The organism is Agrobacterium pusense, assembly GCF_013285525.1.
Classification (GTDB): domain Bacteria; phylum Pseudomonadota; class Alphaproteobacteria; order Rhizobiales; family Rhizobiaceae; genus Agrobacterium; species Agrobacterium pusense.
Window position 1 is genome coordinate 1,664,037 of sequence record NZ_CP053857.1, and the last position, 19,671, is coordinate 1,683,707.

Sequence of the window (19,671 nt, forward strand, 5' to 3'; positions counted from 1 at the left end):
CGGGCGGCACACGTCTTGAAAGCGGTGCTTCTTTGTCGCCAGGCCTGTCCATGAACCGCAAACTGCACCGGCGGACGCCGGTGCAGCTCTTTTCGTCAAGAGATGGTTGTCAGGAGTGATCCTCACCGACGTCCGAGACACTGGAGTTGCCCCCTGTGACCGTGACGTCAACGGCATTGGAGAGCATGTTGGCGCCCTGCACCAGCTCCAGATGGAAGCCGGAATTTGCAAGGATTGCCGATGCATCGGCCGTGCTGGTGCCCGCTGCGTCGTCGCCGGCCTTGAGATCCCATCCCTTGCCGTCGATGCCTTCTGCGCCATAGGCGTCGCCTGCATTGGCGCTCAGGTGGTTTTCGGCGCCACCGTTCTGCATCTTGATGTCGTAAGCCTCATCCTGATCCGCCAGGTGGTTGGCCTGCACGAGGCTGAAGCCCGTATCGTTGCCGTCACCGTTGAGCGAGTCGTTGAGGATGCTGTCGACATCCAGGGTAAAGGAGAAGTCGTCACCCAGATTGAAGGTGAGGTCTCCGCCGGCGATGCCGAGATTGCCGACATCCTTGACGCCCGTGATGTTGCCGAAGTCGTCATCCGACTTGTAGAAACTGTCCGAGGAGTTGAAGCTGTCGGTGGTTGTCGAGACCTTGGTGGAGGTGTCGTTGTCGGAATAGGAGAACGTCTTGTTGTCCGTATCCGTAATCGTCTTCACGTTGGTGTCGTTGTCGCTGTACGACTTGCTTTCATAGCTCCAGTCGTAATCGGTCTTGATTTCGGTGCTGGTTTCGGTGCTCGTCTTGGTCGTCGTGTCGTTATCGCTGTACGACTTGCTGTCATAGCTCCAGTCATAGTCGTTATCGCGATTGTCACCATTGCCGACTGCAACATCGATCTTGGCATCAACATCCACATTGGTGCTGTTGTCGCTATTGTCGTTGTTGCGGTTTTCACCGTTCGCGGTGCCGACGTTGCTGTCTTCCACCTTGGCGTCATTGGTAGAGGTGTTGGCAAAACCATCGGAAAGCGCGCCGATCTTGGTGATATCGTCGTCGCTGCCAGCGGATTTATGATCATAACCCATTTCGATTTCCTCCGAAAAAGCTCGGAGCAGCTTTCGAAATCCCTCTCATCTCAAATGGGATTTTTTCGCGCTTGCTCCGGATAGCATGAAGATTGATGTTTTGCAGATGGACTCGGTTACGCATCATCTGCGGTTCGGTATTGGCCCGTGGACGGGCTCTTTTTGTTCAGCCCTTGTGCGCTACTCGATAAAACGGCGCACAAATCCGTTCCTCGCTCCAGCAGGGGAGCGCGGTGGCTTTCGTCTTTTCGCTTGCATGTTTTCTTGAAAAGGGTCCGGCGCTCTCAAACACACGTCAAGGCCGGGAGTGTCTTTCCATCAGCCGCCGTTCAGCGACGGTCAGACTGTGCCGCAGAAAAATTGCGCTTCCTAGATATCAATTTGGGCTAAACCTATCGGCGTTCCATCCGGATATATACGTCGCAAGCGGTTGTCTTGGGCATCGTTCGCCGGTTCATTCTCAAAAAAACACCGCTTCGGCAGGGCGGAGCGGCTCTTTCGTGAAACATGGTTTATTTCGGTGGAGAGATGCTCTCATCCCGAAAAGGCACGGGCTTTGGCATGTGCAGCAGGCGAGCTATGTTGAGGGATATCAACTGAAAGTTACATTTCGTTGGAACGCAAAACCAGCACGAAAGCTTTTCCGATATATTTGTTTTTACGCCGGTTCCCGGATCACTGATTCTGATCCGGCTTAACCTATTTTGTATGTCAATTGTAAAAAATAACCCGTTTGGGCCATTTATTTACACAGCTTTTCGTATTAGCGTGTACGAATTAACGGGTGATTAATAATAGTTGACATGACATGAAGCGGAGAGTCGCCCACAGGTTTTCAGGGGGTAGGTCGCCGGGCGAATGAGACTGCGCAACCAAAAGATAGTAATGCGTAAGCGCTTGAGGGAGGCGTCAATGTTCATGGGAACGTCAGATTATGCGGCAAAACAAAAAAACGCCGTTACACATATAAATGGAACTTTATTGATCGTAGCGGATCCGGACCTGTTTTCCGAGTGCCTCATGGAGGCGTTGGGCAAAAAGTTCCCTACATTCTCCGTGGTAAGCGTGACATCGTCGGCAACGATTGATGATGATTACGGCGCCGACGTCCGGCTCGTATTGCCCTATCGCCTGGCGGGTGAGCGGCTTAATAGTGTATTGTCGGCGATCCGTGAAAAACATCCTGAAGCGCCGATCGCGCTCGTCGTGGAGACGATCGACAAAATTGAAGAGCCACTGAAGCGGCTGGTGGGAATGCGCATCATCGATGGTGTGCTGCCGCTCAATCTCCGGCTCGACGTCTTCATGGCGGCGGTCGACCTGCTCATGAAGGGCGGGGAGCATTTCCCGGCGGCCCTTCTCAGCAAGCTTACGCCCTATTCCACCGCAGCCGGTGGTAAAAGCGTGCAGAACAGCGCTGTCATCGCCAACCGTGCCGACGCCCTTGCCGAGAGCAGGAGCGACATGGCGACGCTGACGACGCGTGAGGTGCAAATCCTCGACCTGTTATGCAAGGGTACGCAAAACAAGATCATTGCCGACCGGCTTCATCTGTCCGAGAACACGGTGAAGGTCCACGTTCGCAACATCTACAAGAAGATGAACGTTCGCAACCGCACGGAGGCGGCGTCGCGTTTCTTCAGCAAGGATGAAGGCGCGACGTTCTCCGGCTGGAAGAACTGAGCGTCGAGCTGCCAGAGGCAGCCCGGACGTTACGCAGGAGGCTCAGGGCCTCAGGAAGCAGCGGGACTTTTGCCCAAATCCGCTCGGCGAGCAGATATAGGGAGAAGAGCCCGAATAGGAAGGTCGCGAAACTGCCGGTGTGTCCGAAGCATCTGCAACAAGCGTAACGGCTGCGTTGCCGGTTTTTTGATAGCCATAGGCCGCCTTCGCCGGCGTGACGCGGCTCTTGATCGTAGTCGGGCTGGCCGATGCTGTCGTGAGAACGGCGTCTTCGACGACGGAGCATGAAGCGGTCGCGAAAGTGAAAGTCAAAAGTGCGCCGGCAACGAGCGCAAGACGACATTGACGGACTGTTTTGCCGCCACGGAAATAAGGCATTTCATTCATCATGTGTGTCCCCTGAAATCGACTGTCTGTCGCATCTCGCCGGGCGGTTTTGTTCCCGGTGGACCGAGCCTTACAAAACCAGGATAGCCCCGACTGGTTGAGCGAAGCTTGCGCTAATGCTCAATAAGAAAGGCATAATGGAGGCGTAGTTAAAAAGTATTAAATCAACGGGCTATTTTGAGTAATTTTGTGTAATCAATTGTAATATTTCGATAAATTGAAGTTGACCTGTTTTTGCCTGCGCTTATCATGAAAGTGGAAATTTATCGGATGTGAATATTAAAACCTCAGGAAGAAGAAAAAATAGAGGGATGATATTCGCGTAGCGTCAAATGGAGAGTTTAATTCACTTAGTTGAATCGGCTGTGCTGATTCACCGTGGGGAGGTGTGTGTTATGCGTAATTTCGTTCCCAACGAACACGATAACGGCGTTACCATTTACTCAGATTGGAAACCCGGGCAACGGGTACTCGTTAATGGTGGCGCCGGTTTCCTGGGCTCTCATCTCTGCGAGCGGTTGCTGAGCAGCGGTCACGAGGTGATCTGTCTCGATGATCTTTCGACCGGCCGTACCGCGAATGTGGAGCATTTGCGGAACAATAAGCGGTTTCTGATGGTCGAGCACGATGTGCGCAAACCCTATGACATCGATGTTTCGCTGATCTTCAACTTTGCCTCTCCGGCTTCGCCGCCTGATTATCAGCGCGATCCCGTCGGTACCCTCCTCACCAATGTACTCGGCGCAGTCAATGTGCTGGAAGTCGCGCGCAGATGCGCTGCTACCGTGGTGCAGTCCTCGACCTCGGAAGTCTATGGCGATCCCCACGTCAATCCGCAACCGGAAACCTATTTCGGCAATGTAAATACAATCGGGCCGCGCGCCTGCTACGATGAAGGGAAACGCAGCGCCGAAACGCTGTTTTTCGATTATCACCGCACTTTCGGTGTCGATATCAAGGTCGGACGCATTTTCAACACTTACGGGCCGCGTATGCGCCCTGACGACGGCCGTGTGGTTTCGAACTTCATCGTCCAGGCGCTGAAGGGTGACGACATCACCATTTACGGTGATGGCAGCCAGACCCGTTCTTTCTGCTATGTCGATGACCTGATCGATGGCTTCCTGCGCTTCTCGGCCAAGCCGAAAGACTGCATCGGGCCGATCAATCTCGGTAATCCCGCAGAAATTCCGGTGCGGCAGCTGGCCGACATTGTTATCCGGATGACAGGTTCTCGCTCGCGCATCGTCCATCTGCCTGCCGCGATCGACGATCCGCAGCAGCGACGTCCGGATATTTCGCGGGCAAACGAGCTCCTGAAATGGCAGCCGCGTGTACCGCTCGAAATCGGCCTTGAAAGAACGATCGTCTATTTCGATGCGTTGCTGACGGGCCGGAAAGTGGCGGAGGCCGTATGAGATGCCCCGCACAATCCTCGTCACGGGCGGGGCCGGATTCATAGGCAGCCACATCTGCAAGGCGCTGGCGCAATCCGGCTTCAAGCCCATAGCTTATGACAATCTATCGACCGGTCACGCGGATTCGGTCCGCTGGGGTCCCTTTATCGAAGGCGACATTCTGGATCGTGGTCTCCTGAAAGCCACGCTCCAGGAATTCTCACCAGCCTTCGTCATTCATTGTGCCGCCAACGCTTATGTCGGCGAGTCCGTCGAGGATCCACGCAAATACTACCGCAACAATGTCGGCGGCAGTCTTTCGCTGCTGGACGCCTGTCTTGACCAGAATATCGGCGGACTGGTGTTTTCGTCCAGCTGCGCCACCTATGGCGTGCCGCCGCAACTGCCCATCCGTGAGGAGACGGCGCAGACGCCAGTCAATCCTTACGGCCGCACCAAGCTGATCTTCGAGATGGCGTTAGACGATTATGCCGCGGCCTATGGTCTGCGTTTCGTTGCGCTGCGTTATTTCAATGCCGCCGGGGCGGACCCGGATGGCGAGCTTTGCGAACGTCATGAACCGGAGACGCATCTGATTCCCCGTGCGCTGATGGCCGCTGCTGCAAGGCTGCCGCAACTCGATGTGTTCGGTGCCGATTACGATACCAGTGACGGTACCTGCATTCGCGACTATATCCATGTCAGTGACCTGGCCGATGCCCATGTCGCCGCCGTCAACTATCTTGCCGATGGCGGCGAGACGTTGCGTGTCAATCTCGGCTCCGGTCACGGCACATCGGTCGGTGACATCATTCGGGCAATCCATCGCGTGACGGGGCAGGAAGTCCCTGTTCATTTTGGCGCGCGGCGCGCGGGAGACCCTCCGGCGCTCTTTGCCGATATAGAACGGGCAAGGCAGACGCTCGGCTTTGCGCCCAGGCGCTCCGATATAGACACTATCATCCGCACGGCCGGTCCCGGTTTTGGACTGGAGGTGCTGTCATGACGATGCGCTCCACGCCCTCCGTCGCATCCCCCCGCGCCGCTGCAGGCGTGTTGCGGATGCTGCCGGTTTTCACAGGCTGGAACCGCCTTGCCTACCTGCTTGGCATCGGTGGCTGGCTGGTGACGCTCGCCTATTTCTGGATCTGGTGGCTCGATCGAGATCGCGTCATCGACTGGCCCTACTACTTCGTGGTCACGTTGACGCTGGCGTGGATCACGCTTCTGCCATCCTATTTCATCTTCATATTTCTCAACGCGAGGGTTGTTGACCGGCGGTCGCCTCTGCCGCGGGGCAGGGTGGCGATGGTGGTCACCAAAGCGCCGTCGGAACCTTTCGCGGTAGTGGAAAAGACACTGCTGGCCATGCTGGAGCAGAAGGGTTTGGAGTTCGACGTCTGGCTTGCCGATGAAGCCCCGGATGCGGAAACGTTGAGATGGTGTGGCGCGCACGGCGTTTTCGTTTCCACCCGACAGGGCATTGCCGAGTATCACCGCAAGACCTGGCCGCGGCGCACGCGCTGCAAAGAGGGCAATCTCGCCTATTTTTACGACCGTTTCGGTTACGAGCGTTATGATTTTGTCGCCCAGTTCGATGCGGATCACGTGCCGGAACCCGACTATCTGAGCGAGGTAATCCGTCCCTTTGCCGATCCGAGGATTGGATATGTGTCCGCCCCAAGCATTTGCGACGCCAATGCCAATGAAAGCTGGGCCGCACGCGGCAGGCTTTATGCCGAGGCAAGCCTGCATGGTGCGCTCCAGCTGGGATACAACAATGGCTGGGCGCCGCTTTGCATCGGCTCGCATTACGCCGTGCGCACGAAGGCTCTTCGGGAAGTGGGTGGCCTCGGGCCGGAGCTTGCCGAAGATCATTCCACCACGCTTTTGATGAATGCCGGCGGCTGGCGCGGCGTCCACGCCGTCAATGCTATCGCCCATGGCGACGGGCCGGTGACCTTTGCCGATCTCATCGTGCAGGAATTCCAGTGGTCGCGCAGCCTTATGACCATTCTGCTGCAGTATTCACGGCATTACGTGCCGAAGCTGCCCGCGCGACTGAAGTTCCAGTTCCTGTTTTCGCAACTCTGGTATCTGCTGTTCTCCGGCTTCATGGCTCTGATGTTCGTGCTTCCGGCCGTGGCGCTGGTGAGAGGCCATGTGCTGGTCAACGCATCTTATCCGGCGTTTCTGGCGCATTTCCTTCCGGTTTCGCTGATCATGATCGTGTTTGCTTTCTTCTGGCGGGCCACGGGCGCGTTCCGTCCGCATGACGCGAAGCTTTTCAGCTGGGAGGCCATGGTGTTCCTGTTCCTGCGCTGGCCATGGTCGCTTATGGGTGTGCTGGCGGCCATACGTGACACGATCCGTGGCGATTTCGTCGATTTCCGCATCACACCCAAGGGCACGCAGGCAAAACCGCCGCTGCCGCTGCGGGTAGTCGCACCATACATGGTCCTCGCGGCACTCAGCCTTCTTGCCATGGTTTTTGCGCCGCGCCAAAACGGCGCGGAGGGGTTCTTTATCTTCGCTGCCATCAATGTGGCGATCTATGCGGGCCTGTCGGTTTTTCTGCTCATCCGCCATGCAGTGGAAAACGGTTTGCCGAAGCTGCCGGCCCTGCGCGGTGGAGCGAGTGCTGCCGCCTGTTCCTTGCTGCTGGTGGCCGGAAGTGCCGCGGAACTCAGCTCCCATGCGATCGGTGGGCTGGAAGCTCTCTCGCATGGACAGCCCTATATCAGTTTCACCGAAACACGGTTCACGGTCGCAGGTGCGGGCGCGGAAGGTGCGAGGTCGGTGCGTCTGAAATTGCGCATTGCACTGCCTGGACTGCGCGGGCCGCAGGAAATGCAGGCAGAACCAATCGTTGCGCCGCCGCCAGCGGTGGCAACCGGAGAGATCATGCTGGCCGACAATAGGGTCGGACAATGAAGGAGGAGGCTGTGATGAAAACAACAATAAGCACATGCGGATTCTCCGCTTTCGTACTCTGTCTTGCGGTGGTCGCGCCAAGCGTCGTCCATGCTGCAGGCGGCACGAAGACGCCGAAGCCGCTCAGAACCAGCGAGGTCGTGGAGATGTATTTCGACAAGACCTGGAAATGGGATACGGGCGGCGGGCGCTTCATCGCCGACGGCCGTAAATTCATCGCTGCAACGGAAGAAAAGGGCAAGAAGTCCATCGGTGAAGGCCGCTGGACCGTCGATGCCAATGGCACATTGTGCATGCGCGCCACCTGGAAAGCCGAGGCGGGAAGCGGCAAGGCCAATACCTGCTTCGACCATGGTCGAATCGGCAATGTGCTCTACCAGCGCAAACAGGGCGGGCAATGGTACGTGTTCCGGCACAACCCGCCGCGCCCTGGCGATGAATTCCTCAAGCTCGTCCGCAAGGACGATGTCACGCCGCAGATCGCCGCCTACGACAAGGCGATGACGGCAACAAGGTAAGGAGTAAGGTGTCATGCAGATAACAAGACGAACACTTCTGTTCGCGAGTGGTGCCGCCGCAGCCTTTACCGCCGGAATGTATCCGGTGCTCAAGCTCGACGCGCAAGGGGTCGCCCCCATGACCTCGACGGGCATGAAGACGCTTGCCGACAAAAGACCGACATTGCATGCGGACGGAATACGTTTCGGCGCATATGATCCGCACGGCGATTTCACCGGCCAGTCCGGGGTGGCGACGGAACACCTGTTCTTGCCCTGGGAAGACGTGGATCTCGATAGTCTCGCACTTGCGGATGCCTATGCCCTGGAGCGCAAGCGCAATGTGATGATCACGGTCGAACCCTGGTCGTGGGACGTTAACTGGCGCCTCTCTTCAGACGAGTTGCGCCGCAAGGTTCTGAGTGGCGATTACGATAAGAACATGCAGGCGATCGCCGCACGCATGTCGGCCATGAAGAGCCCGCTGATCCTGCGCTGGGGGCAGGAAATGGAAGACACGACCGGCCGCTTCTCGTGGTCGGGCTGGAACCCGCGTGATTACATCACCGCCTATAAGCGCGTGGTGGATATGACGCGCAAGGCTGTTCCCGGTGTGAAAGTGATGTGGTCACCGAAAGGTCTGGATGGTTTGCGGGCCTATTATCCCGGTGACAATTACGCCGATCTGGTCGGTCTGTCGGTGTTCGGTCTCGAAGATTACGACAAGATCGAATATGGCGCGCCGAAGACCTTCACGGATCTGCTGCGCAAGGGCTACGGACTCGTCGAGACCTTCGACAAGCCGGTCTGGGTCGCCGAACTGGGTTATGAAGGCAGCGATTCCTATGTTCGTCCGTGGATGAACGACGTGACGCTGAAACAGGCGGATTTTCCAAAGCTGGAAGAAGTCGTCTACTTCAATGACAAGGATGTTCATCCCTGGCCGCACAATCTCGGCAGACCTGACTGGCGCGTTGTGCGCCCGGCCAAGGTTTGACCGGAATTAAAACCGGCGAGCGGCGATGCCGCTCGCCCGTTTACGCGACGTTCCTCACCCTGCTGCCAGCACCGCCTCGGCCTCATAGATGGCGCAGACGATGTGATAAAACGTGCTTGCCGGCGCCGGTTCGTCGAGCATGGGCCGGTCCGCCGGCCATTTGTCGAACCACAGGCCCTTGACCGGCGTATCAAGGAAAGGCTGCAGCGCGCCGATGGCGCTCAGACCAGAGGCAAGGTAACGCTGCCGCTCTTCACCATCAGTCACACTGGCAAGCCGCACCGCCGCCTTCAGCCATTCCGTCTGCGGCCATAGTCGCGCAAGCCCGTCACGCACCGAAAAATCGTCGTAAAGGCTCATCACCGCCACCTTGCGGCGCGGGCAGATACCGTGGTCTTCCCCGATCTCGAACAGGCGTTTTGCCTTCCTGATCGCTTCGTCGTTTCCACGCAGGCTGCCCCAGCGCACCAGAAGCCAGGCCCATTCGAACTGGTGGCCCGGCTCCATGATCCGGCCCTTCTCCCCCTTGTAAGGCGTCCAGTCATGGTCGAAGAATTCGCGCAGGCCGCCATTGCCGCCATCGATAAAGCGGGAAAGTGCGAGGCCGGCAATCTCGTCCGCCAGCGCCGACCACGGGCCGTCACGATCCTGTTCTTCCCAAGCCAGCATCGCTTCGAAAAGATGCATATGCGGATTGGAGCAAAGCGGTGTGCGCGGCGGGTTCGCCTCCTCGAAGCCAGCGATGGAGTGTCTGTAGTCGCGCTCGAGAATGGCAAGGATTTCGAGCGCGCGGCTGCGCATCTCATCTTTGCGATCGGGAAGGACCGCAGCTGTCTGCGCTGCGGCGAAAAGCGCAAAAGCCTGGTTGTAGAGATCGAAGGAGGGATCGATCAGCCTGCCGGTCTGGTCCGCCAGATTGCCGTAAAGGCCGTTTTCAAGGCGGTAGACCTTCTCGAACCAGGAAAGCCCACGCAACACTGCGTCTTTCCAGGGTCCATGCCAGCCATGCTGGCCGGCGGCGGCATAACAATAAGCCTGGCGCGGCTGGACGCGGGCGCGGCGGTCATCGGAAAAAACCGGTTTCGCATCCTGACCGAGACGCTCGTAAAAGCCGCCATCCGGCCGGGCTGACCCCGCCTCCCACCACAATGGAAGGGCATCCTCGTCAAGCCATTTGCGTAATGTTCCAATCTCCTCGGCAAGTGTCTGCGCGATACTCGGAAATTGCATGGTCATGCGGTAACTCTCTGTTTTTACAGTTGAATAAATTGAGATCAATAAAAATACGTAACTATGGAGGCAAATAGACCATGTGGCATATTGCGCTGCAACCGCAAAAATTATCGATCTGACGCAAAGCCAACCCGCAGCGGCGTGATTGGTTCCACCTTTTTGCCCTTCGCCAATGGCAGCGAAAAAGCGAACCGCACGCCATAAACTATCAGAAATTACAACGGAAATTTGCGATTGCTTATTCGCAGTCCTCACGTATTTCGTAACAATGGTCTGGTCATTGGTGATTCGGTTTCCTTTTAATCTGGGCGGCGTCGGGGAAAAAAAGGGGCGAAGGGCAGTGAAATTTTCTGCCTATACTTCATTGCTGTTTTCCATTGCGGTTCTTTCTGGCTGCAATACTCCCGCGGGCGTTCGGTCGTTCGGCGGGACGCAGCTTCTGTCACCCTCCGAAGCGCTGATTTTTCCGCCGCCTGGCGGTCCCGAAATCGTTACCGTCGTCAGCCGTACTTATTCCAACGCCGTGGCGCAGCAGGTCATATTGCGTTCCGAGGCTGCTACGCCGGGACAGAATTATCTCAAGGCGGAGTTCTTCGGTCCGCAGCAGGCGGGCGATACAGATTTCGATTCCCTGGCGTTCACCGGTTTCAGGGCTTCCTCCCTCGCACGGGAAATCCGTGCGGAATTTCCCGGTGAAACTATCGCCATGTCGGCAAATTACCTGCAGAACAGTTACGGCGCGTTTTCCTATGCCGCTGGCAAGGGACGTGGTGAGGATACCTGCCTTTATGGTTGGCAGGATATACGTTCCCCCGAAAGCATGCGGCAGGATTTCCGCAATCTGGGGCGCATCAAGGTGCGGCTACGCCTCTGTCAATCCGGCGCAAGCGTCGAGCGGCTTCTGGCGGTGATGTATAATTATACCATCACCGGGACTTATGCCTCGCCAAGCTGGAACCCCTACGGCACGCCGCAGGCGGTGGACAAAAATCTCGGCCGTCCCGGCAATCCGGTCTATCCGATAAAGTCGGAAGAGGTGCCGATGCGCCCCGGCGGCGAGGTGACCGCCAGCGTGCCGGTCCGGCCGGTTCGTCGTGCGGCGGCCACTGCCCCGGTTCAGCCGGAACAACAGCCGCTGCCGCCCGTTGCAGCAGTTAACATTCCTTCGCCGGTATCGGCGGGTGCGTCGGGTCAGCCTGCGGTGACGGCCCCGCGCGCCGCCGGCGGTGGGGCAGTCACAGGCCAACAGCAATCATCGCGCGTACCGCAGGTGTCCATTCCCTCGCCATCGTGCCTTTCGGGTTCGGGGGCGGGCCAGGGATGCAGATGATGGCGGGGACGAGAGCGGAGAATCCGGGCCGAAATTCCGGATGGGGACGAGAACGGAAAGTTTCTGGATGAACAAGGCCATCACAATCATTGTCTGGTTGCTTGTGTCGCTTTGCGTTCTGGCCATCATCACGATGCCGGTCAGCTTGCAGACCCACCTGGTCGCAACGGCAATCTCGCTTATTCTCCTCGCAACGATCAAGGGCTTCAACGGGCAGGGGGTCTGGCGGCTGGTGGCCCTCGGCTTCGGTACAGCCATCGTGCTTCGTTACGTCTACTGGCGCACGACAAGCACGTTGCCGCCCGTCAATCAGCTTGAGAACTTCATTCCCGGTTTTCTGCTCTATCTGGCGGAAATGTATAGCGTGGTGATGCTGGCGCTCAGTCTTGTCATCGTGTCCATGCCGCTGCCGTCGCGCAAGACCAGGCCCGGCTCGCCCACATACCGTCCGACAGTGGATGTCTTCGTGCCCAGTTACAACGAGGATGCGGAGCTTCTGGCCAATACGCTGGCGGCGGCCAAGAACATGGATTATCCGGCAGACCGCTTCACGGTCTGGCTGCTGGACGATGGGGGCTCGGTGCAGAAGCGCAATGCCGCCAATATTGTCGAAGCGCAGGCCGCGCAGCGCCGCCATGAAGAGCTGAAGAAGCTCTGCGAAGACCTCGACGTGCGTTATCTGACGCGCGAGCGCAATGTCCACGCGAAGGCCGGAAATCTCAATAACGGCCTTGCCCACTCGACTGGCGAACTCGTCACGGTCTTCGACGCCGACCACGCGCCCGCGCGCGACTTTCTGCTGGAAACCGTTGGTTATTTCGAAGAAGACCCGCGGCTGTTCCTGGTGCAGACGCCGCATTTCTTCGTCAATCCCGATCCGATCGAGCGCAATCTGCGAACCTTCGAGACGATGCCGAGTGAAAATGAGATGTTTTACGGCATCATCCAGCGCGGCCTCGATAAGTGGAACGGCGCCTTCTTCTGCGGTTCCGCCGCCGTACTGCGGCGCGAGGCCCTGCAGGATACCGAAGGTTTCAGCGGTGTCAGCATCACGGAAGATTGTGAAACGGCGCTCGCACTGCATTCCCGCGGCTGGAACAGCATCTATGTGGACAAGCCCCTGATTGCCGGGCTGCAGCCGGCCACTTTCGCAAGCTTTATCGGTCAGCGCAGCCGCTGGGCGCAGGGTATGATGCAGATCCTGATTTTCCGCCAGCCCCTGTTCAAGCGTGGCCTCACCTTCACACAGCGCCTCTGCTACATGTCCTCGACGCTGTTCTGGCTATTTCCGTTTCCGCGCACGATCTTCCTGTTTGCGCCGTTATTCTATCTTTTCTTCGACCTGCAGATTTTTGTGGCCTCGGGCGGCGAGTTTCTCGCCTATACGGCGGCCTACATGCTCGTGAACCTCATGATGCAGAACTATCTCTACGGCAGTTTCCGCTGGCCGTGGATATCGGAACTCTACGAATATGTGCAGACGGTTCATCTCCTGCCCGCCGTCGTTTCAGTGATCTTCAATCCGGGCAAGCCAACCTTCAAGGTCACGGCGAAGGATGAATCCATCGCTGAGGCGCGACTCTCGGAAATCAGCCGGCCGTTCTTCGTGATTTTCGGATTGCTGGTGGTGGCGATGATCTTTGCCGTCTGGCGTATCTACAGCGAGCCCTACAAGGCGGATGTCACGCTCGTGGTCGGCGGCTGGAACCTCCTGAACCTCATCTTCGCCGGTTGCGCGCTGGGGGTCGTTTCTGAACGCGGCGACAAGTCCGCCTCGCGGCGCATCACCGTGAAGCGGCGCTGCGAGGTCAAGCTTGAGGGCAGCGACACCTGGGTGCCGGCCTCCATCGACAATGTTTCCGTCCACGGTCTGCTCATCAATCTATTTGATAACGCGACCACGGTCGAAAAAGGCGAGACTGCGATCGTCAGGGTCAAACCCCACAGCGAGGGCGTTCCGGAAACGATGCCTCTCAATATTGTTCGGACGGTGAGAGGCGAGGGGTTCATTTCGATCGGCTGCACCTTCTCCCCACAACGGGCCGTCGATCACCGCCTTATCGCCGATCTGATTTTTGCCAATTCCGAGCAATGGAGCGAATTTCAGCGTGTTCGACGCAGGAACCCCGGCCTCATTCGCGGTACGGCGACCTTCCTGGCAATATCGCTCTTCCAAACGCAGCGTGGCCTCTTTTATCTGGCGCGCGCGTTGCGACCGGGTTCCAAGGCCGTCAAACCTGCTGGAGCCGTAAAATGACCGGCCGCGGACCTATCAGGCAGTCGCTGACAGTGATGATCTGGGGTGCAGTCGCGACGAGCGCCATTGCGCAGTCATCCCCCTTCGACATGTCGCCGGAAAGGCCGGCCCAGACCGCCCCAAAGCCCGCGGAGCCGCCTGCCATTTCTCCGGTGGAACCGCGTCGCGAGCCGGAGGTCCCGACGCCGGCGCAGCCACCTGTTCCGCCACCCTCCGCGGCTAAGCCTGCGCCTTCCTCAGACATGACGGCCCAACCGCCGCCGGTTCCCCCAGTGACTGTGCCCGCGCGCCGGGAAAGCATCTCACCCGGTTCCATACGCGCCTCCTCTTCCTCAGCCGATGGCCGCCGCCGCTATATCCTTCCCTATGAAAAGCTCAGCCTTTCGGGCGAGATGGACCGGCGGCAATGGAGTATCTATCTGACGCCAGAGCAGGTGAATGCAGCCGTATCGCTGAATGTCGGTTATCAGAACGCGATCGTTGTTGCTCCGGAAAGCTCGAACTTTCAGGTCAGCGTGAACAATGTCGGGCTTGGTGCAGCGCGTATCGAGGCCCCGGACAGTCAGGGGAATATTTCCCTTAAAATTCCGCCCGGTGTCCTTCAGGTCGGCGCGAATGTCGTGTCGCTCGGGGTGCAGCAGCGCCACAGAACAGATTGCACGATCCAGTCCACTTACGATCTATGGACCGATGTCGATCCGGCAAATACCTTCATAGGCTTTAACGCCGATGTTGCGGGCAGTTTCGCCAACATCGACGACATCCAGGCGACCGGACCGGATGGCAAGGCGACGACGTCGATCGAAATCGTGGCACCGGCGCTCGGCAATCCGGCATTTGCGGATTCTCTCCTGCGTCTTTCGCAGGCGCTGGCGCTCAGAACCCAGATGCCGAACCAGACGGTCCGTTTTGTGACGGCCCCTCCCGTCGAACGGAAAGCGGGAACGCTTTCGGTCCTCGTCGGCACCGCTCGGGAAATCGCCGGCATGGCCGGAACTTTGCCACCTGAAGCATCAGCGGGCGCTTTCGCAGGCTTCGGCAGCGCCGTCGCGGCCGGAGCGTCGCCGCTTCTCGTCACCGGTCCGACCCCCCAGGCGGTGCAAGCGGCGATAGAGACGCTGTTTTCCTCGATCTCGCGAACACCGGGCGCTCAGCGAGCCACTTTTTCGACGCGCAGCTGGCACGCACCCGATGTGCCACTGATCATGTCGGACCGTCGGATCGCGCTTTCGGAACTCGGTATCGAAAGCAGCGAGTTCAGCGGCCGGCGTTTCCGCAATGAATTTTACATCGGCATGCCCGCCGATTTTTATGCGTCGGCCTATGGCGAAGCGTCGCTTCTCCTGGACGCAGCCTATTCCTCGCAGGTGTTGCCCGGCAGCCATGTCGACATCTATGTCAATGACCAGATCGCCTCCACCGTGCCTATCTCCAATAATGGCGGGGGTATTTTCAGACATCTGCCGATCAATGTGACAATGCGGCACTTCAAGCCGGGTCCGAACAAGGTGACTATCGAAGCGGTGTTGATGACGGCGCAGGATCAGGCCTGCGCACCGGGTGCGCCAGCGAGCGCAACGCCCCGTTTTGCATTGTTCGATACATCGGAAATTCATATTCCGGACTATGCGCAGATTGGTCGCAAACCCGATCTCGCTGCTATGGCTGGCGCCGGGCAGCCCTACCGCACTGGAACTACTCCCGTCGCCCTGTCTCTTGATCGTTTTGACACGGACACGATGTCGGCGGCGGCCACGCTCATCAGCCGGCTGGCGAGCGTGGCGGGGCATCCGATCGACATTGAGACCGTCGCGTCGCCATTGGTAATCGGCGACCGGGACGCGTTGTTCGTTGGTACGATCTCACAATTTCCGCAGGCTTTGATCAGCCAGTTCAACCTAGTTCCCTCCAGCCAGATCTCCTGGAAAGTGGGAGCCGGTGTTCAGCAGCCTGCGCAAAACAGTGAAAACCTCTTTAATGACTGGCGTGAACGGGTCGACGGCGGCATCTGGGAAGGACAGGTTTCGTCCTTTGAGGAATGGATGAAGCGCAACTTCGACCTGAGTTCGGATACATTGCGCTTCCTGCCTGCAGCCGAGCAGCCCTATGCGCCGCCTGCCAATGTTTCCTTCATGCTGGCCCAGGGCCTCAGCCCTTCAGGTGAAGGGGTTTGGACGCTTGCAACCGCGCCAAGTTCGGGAGAGCTTTTGGAGGGCATGGCGGCGATGACGCGTGAAAACCGGTGGGGTGGCGTCACGGGGCGTGTCGCCGCTTACGACGCAGGTGCTGAAAAAATCGAGACCGTCGAAGTGGAACGGCCATATCTTTATAGCACGCGGCCATTTTCCTTCTCGAACTTCAGGCTGATTGCGGCAAACTGGCTGTCTTCTAACGTTCTCTCCTATTCATTGGCCTTCATTGGTTTCGTGTCGCTCCTCGGTCTCGCGACGTTTGCCATGCTGCGCATGATGGGGCGACATCGATGAAGAGCGGAATTTCGAAACTGGCCGGTGTTGTCGTCCTTTCCATCATGACGTTGCTGACAGCCGTTTCAGCGGGCCGCACCGCGTCGATCTCGCCGGAGGCATGGTCGGCCTATAAGAGTGCGTTTCTCGATCCCGGTGGCCGCATTATCGATACGGGCAACGGCAATATCAGCCACAGCGAGGGTCAGGGTTATGGCATGTGGCTTGCCGTGTTGTCCGACAGTCTCGCCGATTTCGAGCTGATCTGGAGTTTCACACGCACCGAACTGCTGGTGCGGGATGACGGACTGTCCGCCTGGAAATGGGATCCGCGCAGACGTCCGCATGTGACCGATATCAACAACGCTACGGATGGCGATATCCTGATCGCCTATGCGCTGGCGCTGGCTGCCGGGCAATGGAATCGGCAGGATTACGCCGAGGCATCCACAGCCATGGCATCCGCCATCCTCAAAAAAACCGTGGTTCAGCGCGCAGGGCGTACGTTGCTCCTGCCGGCTGCAACCGGTTTTGGCGAGGGGGACCGGGATGACGGTCCGGTGGTTAATCCGTCGTATCTGATATTCGAGGCCTTCCCGGTTCTCAATCTCGTCGCGCCGTCGCCGCTCTGGAAAGCGGTAGCCGATGACGGGGTGACGCAGATTGGTGCCTTTGCCTTTGGCGAGAGGAAACTACCGGCCGACTGGGTATCGGTGCGGACGCGAGCCCAGCCGGCATCGGGTTTCCCGCCGGAGTTCGGTTACAATGCGGTGCGCATTCCGCTTTATCTCTCGCGGGCGAATTTGGGCTCGCCCGAGCTGCTCAACCGGCTGAAGAACGGCATGACGCTGGAAAGCGGTGCGGCTGGCACTTTCGATCTCAAGAGCGGAGCGGTCAAGGATGTGCTGTCGGACCCCGGCTATCGCATCATTCCGGCGCTTGCGGCCTGTGTCGCAGGCGGGGTCGCCGTTCCGGAAGAACTGAAGAGCTTTCAGCCAACACTTTATTATCCTTCAACATTGCACCTTCTGGCATTGTCGTTTCTGGCAAGGAATAACGGGGAATGCCGATGAACAAGCCTCTATCGACTTCGGCCCTCATCCTGCTTCTAGTCGCGCTTGCAGCATTCCACTGGCGTGACAGCATTCTCGGTCGCGTGTCGGACGTCCACACCTCCGCGGTGGGGGACAATCGCGTAGCGCAGCGGATATCTCCTGCGGCAAATCCGGCGCAAATCAACGCTTTTGTCAAGAATCGCGAGATGGCGCAGTTAGCGCAGTCCTCGACACCGCCGGTAACGGTGCCGGTAACCGAGCCGCGACCGGTGCCACAGACCGGCGCCCAGACCGTGCAAACACAGACAGCGCAGGCGCCTGCCGCGCGCGTGGCGGAGCCGGCGTCGGGTGATATGCCCGAAGTCGATCTCAGTGCATTGCGCTATTTCGCCGCGAGAGGCGATACGCAACGCCTTCAGGCCGAAATCGCGCGACTTCGCACGCTTTATCCAAACTGGACGCCTCCGGCTGATCCGCTAGCAGTTCCGGAAAATGGCGATGCAAAGCTCGATGCCATGTGGCAGCTTTATACCGATGGCCGTTATGCCGAGGTCAGGAAGGCGATTGCCGACCGCCAGCAAGCAGAGCCTGGCTGGCAGCCGCCGGACAACCTGACCGGCATGCTGTCTCTGGCCGAGGCGCGTCAGCGTCTCATCAACGCGTCTGACCTCAAGCAATATGCGACGGTGGTGGATACGGCCGCCAATAATTCCGGTCTGCTGACCTGCAGCGAGGTCGACGTTCTGTGGCGGGTTGCCGATGCCTTTGCCAATACGGACAGGATGGCACGGGCGCGCGACGCCTATCTCTACATTCTCAACAATTGCACTGTCGCAAGTGACAGGCTCGCCACTGTGCAAAAGGCATCCGCGCTGCTGCCGGCGGAAATGATGGGTGAGCTTCTGGCCAAGGAAAAGCCCGGCGCCGATGGACAGCTGGAATTCGAGCCGGTCAAGAACGATCTCGCGCGCCAGTTCGTGGCGAAGGCAGGAGAAAAAGAGGGGATCACCGTCCCCTCTGCCTATCTGATGCGGCTTGAACGGCTTGCCGAAACGGAAAAGCTCGCTAGCGACGCGCTGCTGCTCGGCTGGTACAATATTCGCCAGAAAAATATGGCGGAGGCCGAAAAGTGGTTCCGCAAGGCGCGAGAGGAAGAGGACAGCGCGTCGGCCTCGCAAGGGCTGGCGCTGGCACTGATCGACCGCAACGAGCCGCGTGAAGCCGAGGACGTCATGTACAAGTGGCGCGCGACATCCGACGATGCGCTCGCAACCTATCTTGCCGCCACCGCCAATCTTCTCGCGCTGGAGCCGCCCGTGGTGCTGCCGCCGGATGTACTGCAGCGCATTGCAGCGGAAACCGTCGCGCGCAAGGACGCGGCGACGGCACAACAGTTCGGCTGGTATTCGCTTGCGTTCCGTCAGAGCCAGCTCGCCCTGCAATGGTTCAGCACTGCGCTTGGCTGGAAAGCGGATGATGAGCCGTCTGCCTATGGCGTGGCACTGAGCTATCACGACCTGCGCAACCTCGCTGGCCTGCGGGGCATTCAGCAGCAATGGGCAGGTCGCTCGCAGCGTATTGCCGATGTGGGTACCGCACGCATGGTGGATCAGTCCGGCCAGCCGGTCGTGGCGGTAACCGCGCCGCCTCTCGCCACCGCCCCGCAGCAGACCGCGCCCGTGCCTCAAACGGCGCAGGGAGGGACGGTGACCTATGTTCAACCCGTCGTCCAGGCGCCTGAACCGTCACGCAAGCAGGCGAGACTGTCTTCGCCAGCGCAAAGAGCAAACAACACGGCTTCGCGTCCACGCTCTTGTGCCGCCTATCCTGATCCGCAGCGATTGCCGCCCCAGCAGGCGCTCGATCTCGGCTGGTGCCTGATGGAGACGAACAGACCGGCCGAGGCGCTGAAAGCCTTTGAAGCCGCCATTGCCGGCGGTCAGTCGAGTGTCAAAAGCGATGCGGCCTATGGTCAGAGCCTCGCCTATCTGCGCATGGGGCTGACGGATCATGCTGCGGTCTCGGCGACGAAATCGCGCATGGATCGTCCGCGAGCCACGGAGCTCCAGGTTTCGATCCTTGCCGATCGCGCCGTTTCCGCCTTCCAGTCGAAACGTTATGCCGAAACGCTTCTGCTCCTCGACCAGCGGGCTCGGCTGGCTGACGAGCGTGCTGATCTGATGGTGCTGCGCGGTTACTCCTATCTCGCCATGCGCCGTTATGGGGAAGCCGCCCAGATATTCGAAAGCCTCGCCTCCATCGGTAATCGCGATGGCATCAGGGGGCTCGCGGCAGTGCGCGCCGCCCGGCCGAGCAACGGTCCGCAAGGCGGTTGACAGCGGCCGGCGTGCAGCCGGCCAC

At 58.8% G+C, this 19,671-nt stretch carries 14 protein-coding genes; 11 read left to right on the plus strand and 3 right to left on the minus strand.

What is annotated here, in order from left to right; all coding sequences use genetic code 11:
• Positions 1–109: 109 nt before the first annotated feature.
• On the minus strand, positions 110–1,075 hold the full coding sequence (locus HQN82_RS21230; protein WP_006698576.1) for a hypothetical protein: 966 nt from the start codon (positions 1,073–1,075) through the stop codon (positions 110–112).
• Between the two features lie 912 nt (positions 1,076–1,987).
• Here HQN82_RS21230 and HQN82_RS21235 point away from each other — a divergent pair.
• Positions 1,988–2,758 (plus strand): response regulator transcription factor, encoded by a 771-nt coding sequence (locus tag HQN82_RS21235; RefSeq protein WP_173616035.1) that lies wholly within the window; start codon positions 1,988–1,990, stop codon positions 2,756–2,758.
• Between the two features lie 42 nt (positions 2,759–2,800).
• Here HQN82_RS21235 and HQN82_RS21240 read toward each other — a convergent pair whose 3' ends face one another.
• On the minus strand, positions 2,801–3,148 hold the full coding sequence (locus HQN82_RS21240) for a hypothetical protein (RefSeq protein ID WP_006698574.1): 348 nt from the start codon (positions 3,146–3,148) through the stop codon (positions 2,801–2,803).
• Positions 3,149–3,540: 392 nt separating this feature from the next.
• Here HQN82_RS21240 and HQN82_RS21245 point away from each other — a divergent pair, with 392 nt between their 5' ends.
• The 5 genes from HQN82_RS21245 to HQN82_RS21265 are packed head-to-tail and all read left to right on the plus strand — an operon-like array spanning position 3,541 to position 8,970.
• Entirely contained in the window at positions 3,541–4,563 is a 1,023-nt protein-coding gene (locus tag HQN82_RS21245) for a UDP-glucuronic acid decarboxylase family protein (protein ID WP_173616036.1), read from the plus strand.
• Between the two features lies 1 nt (position 4,564).
• Positions 4,565–5,548: a UDP-glucose 4-epimerase GalE gene (galE, locus tag HQN82_RS21250; RefSeq protein WP_006698572.1), complete on the plus strand. Its 984-nt coding sequence runs from the start codon at positions 4,565–4,567 to the stop codon at positions 5,546–5,548.
• On the plus strand, positions 5,545–7,476 hold the full coding sequence (locus tag HQN82_RS21255; protein ID WP_173615851.1) for a glycosyltransferase family 2 protein: 1,932 nt from the start codon (positions 5,545–5,547) through the stop codon (positions 7,474–7,476). Before galE ends, HQN82_RS21255 begins: the two co-directional genes overlap by 4 nt.
• 14 nt (positions 7,477–7,490) lie before the next feature.
• Positions 7,491–7,994, plus strand: coding sequence for a DUF995 domain-containing protein (locus tag HQN82_RS21260; RefSeq protein WP_006698570.1), 504 nt, complete (start codon positions 7,491–7,493; stop codon positions 7,992–7,994).
• A gap of 13 nt (positions 7,995–8,007) precedes the next feature.
• On the plus strand, positions 8,008–8,970 hold the full coding sequence (locus HQN82_RS21265) for a glycoside hydrolase family 26 protein (RefSeq protein ID WP_022563661.1): 963 nt from the start codon (positions 8,008–8,010) through the stop codon (positions 8,968–8,970).
• A gap of 54 nt (positions 8,971–9,024) precedes the next feature.
• Here the strand turns inward: HQN82_RS21265 and HQN82_RS21270 are convergent, their stop codons facing one another.
• Complete coding sequence (locus tag HQN82_RS21270) at positions 9,025–10,206, minus strand: AGE family epimerase/isomerase (protein WP_427832746.1); 1,182 nt, start codon at positions 10,204–10,206, stop codon at positions 9,025–9,027.
• A 337-nt stretch (positions 10,207–10,543) separates the two neighbouring features.
• Here HQN82_RS21270 and bcsN point away from each other — a divergent pair, with 337 nt between their 5' ends.
• From bcsN to HQN82_RS21295, 5 genes are all read left to right on the plus strand, one after another.
• Positions 10,544–11,533, plus strand: a complete 990-nt coding sequence (gene bcsN / locus HQN82_RS21275; RefSeq protein ID WP_006698567.1) for a cellulose biosynthesis protein BcsN — start codon at positions 10,544–10,546, stop codon at positions 11,531–11,533.
• A 67-nt stretch (positions 11,534–11,600) separates the two neighbouring features.
• On the plus strand, positions 11,601–13,790 hold the full coding sequence (gene bcsA, locus HQN82_RS21280; protein ID WP_004438642.1) for a UDP-forming cellulose synthase catalytic subunit: 2,190 nt from the start codon (positions 11,601–11,603) through the stop codon (positions 13,788–13,790).
• A complete protein-coding gene (locus HQN82_RS21285) occupies positions 13,787–16,276 on the plus strand; it encodes a cellulose biosynthesis cyclic di-GMP-binding regulatory protein BcsB (RefSeq protein ID WP_173615852.1) in 2,490 nt (829 codons plus the stop codon). Before bcsA ends, HQN82_RS21285 begins: the two co-directional genes overlap by 4 nt.
• Positions 16,273–17,328, plus strand: a complete 1,056-nt coding sequence (locus tag HQN82_RS21290; RefSeq protein WP_173615853.1) for a family 8 glycosyl hydrolase — start codon at positions 16,273–16,275, stop codon at positions 17,326–17,328. Before HQN82_RS21285 ends, HQN82_RS21290 begins: the two co-directional genes overlap by 4 nt.
• Complete coding sequence (locus HQN82_RS21295) at positions 17,319–19,646, plus strand: cellulose synthase (protein WP_173615854.1); 2,328 nt, start codon at positions 17,319–17,321, stop codon at positions 19,644–19,646. Before HQN82_RS21290 ends, HQN82_RS21295 begins: the two co-directional genes overlap by 10 nt.
• Positions 19,647–19,671: the final 25 nt, after the last annotated feature.

What these genes read in the sequence shown, in the direction of transcription:
- HQN82_RS21230 (WP_006698576.1), bottom strand. Translation starts at nt 1,075, where the DNA reads ATGGGTTATGATCATAAATCCGCTGGCAGCGACGACGATATCACCAAG.
- HQN82_RS21235 (WP_173616035.1), top strand. Translation starts at nt 1,988, where the DNA reads ATGTTCATGGGAACGTCAGATTATGCGGCAAAACAAAAAAACGCCGTT.
- HQN82_RS21240 (WP_006698574.1), bottom strand. Translation starts at nt 3,148, where the DNA reads ATGATGAATGAAATGCCTTATTTCCGTGGCGGCAAAACAGTCCGTCAA.
- HQN82_RS21245 (WP_173616036.1), top strand. Translation starts at nt 3,541, where the DNA reads ATGCGTAATTTCGTTCCCAACGAACACGATAACGGCGTTACCATTTAC.
- galE (WP_006698572.1), top strand. Translation starts at nt 4,565, where the DNA reads ATGCCCCGCACAATCCTCGTCACGGGCGGGGCCGGATTCATAGGCAGC.
- HQN82_RS21255 (WP_173615851.1), top strand. Translation starts at nt 5,545, where the DNA reads ATGACGATGCGCTCCACGCCCTCCGTCGCATCCCCCCGCGCCGCTGCA.
- HQN82_RS21260 (WP_006698570.1), top strand. Translation starts at nt 7,491, where the DNA reads ATGAAAACAACAATAAGCACATGCGGATTCTCCGCTTTCGTACTCTGT.
- HQN82_RS21265 (WP_022563661.1), top strand. Translation starts at nt 8,008, where the DNA reads ATGCAGATAACAAGACGAACACTTCTGTTCGCGAGTGGTGCCGCCGCA.
- HQN82_RS21270 (WP_427832746.1), bottom strand. Translation starts at nt 10,206, where the DNA reads ATGACCATGCAATTTCCGAGTATCGCGCAGACACTTGCCGAGGAGATT.
- bcsA (WP_004438642.1), top strand. Translation starts at nt 11,601, where the DNA reads ATGAACAAGGCCATCACAATCATTGTCTGGTTGCTTGTGTCGCTTTGC.
- HQN82_RS21285 (WP_173615852.1), top strand. Translation starts at nt 13,787, where the DNA reads ATGACCGGCCGCGGACCTATCAGGCAGTCGCTGACAGTGATGATCTGG.
- HQN82_RS21290 (WP_173615853.1), top strand. Translation starts at nt 16,273, where the DNA reads ATGAAGAGCGGAATTTCGAAACTGGCCGGTGTTGTCGTCCTTTCCATC.
- HQN82_RS21295 (WP_173615854.1), top strand. Translation starts at nt 17,319, where the DNA reads ATGCCGATGAACAAGCCTCTATCGACTTCGGCCCTCATCCTGCTTCTA.